The organism is Sulfitobacter dubius, assembly GCF_027214245.1.
GTDB classification, from domain to species: Bacteria; Pseudomonadota; Alphaproteobacteria; order Rhodobacterales; family Rhodobacteraceae; genus Sulfitobacter; species Sulfitobacter dubius_A.
The window spans coordinates 1-241 of record NZ_JAPWHM010000058.1; the positions used below are offsets into that span (position 1 = coordinate 1).

Below are 241 nucleotides of genomic sequence, written 5' to 3' on the forward strand. Positions count from 1 at the left end.
CGAGAGAAGTGAATACGTGCCACGCGAGCGAGCTTATGTGCAATGGCTTCATCAGTACCGTGCGAATTTGCCATATGGCGCAGTGATACCACTGGGCTAAAGCGCACCAAACAATCTCGTCCAGCGAGAATAACCGCTTGCGCTTTCTGTAAACCATTCATGGGTTGCAGGTATGGCTTTTCACTGCCTTCTTTGCCGGGTTTTCTTCCCCACAGAACCGATGCTGGAATCACTTGTACAT

The 241-nt window shown here is 50.2% G+C and carries 1 protein-coding gene; it reads right to left on the reverse strand.

Translation table 11 applies throughout. The features are described 5' to 3' along the window. Nucleotides 1–241 (reverse strand): hypothetical protein (locus O4H31_RS19600; protein WP_269348188.1); only part of this gene is annotated, 241 nt, incomplete at both ends.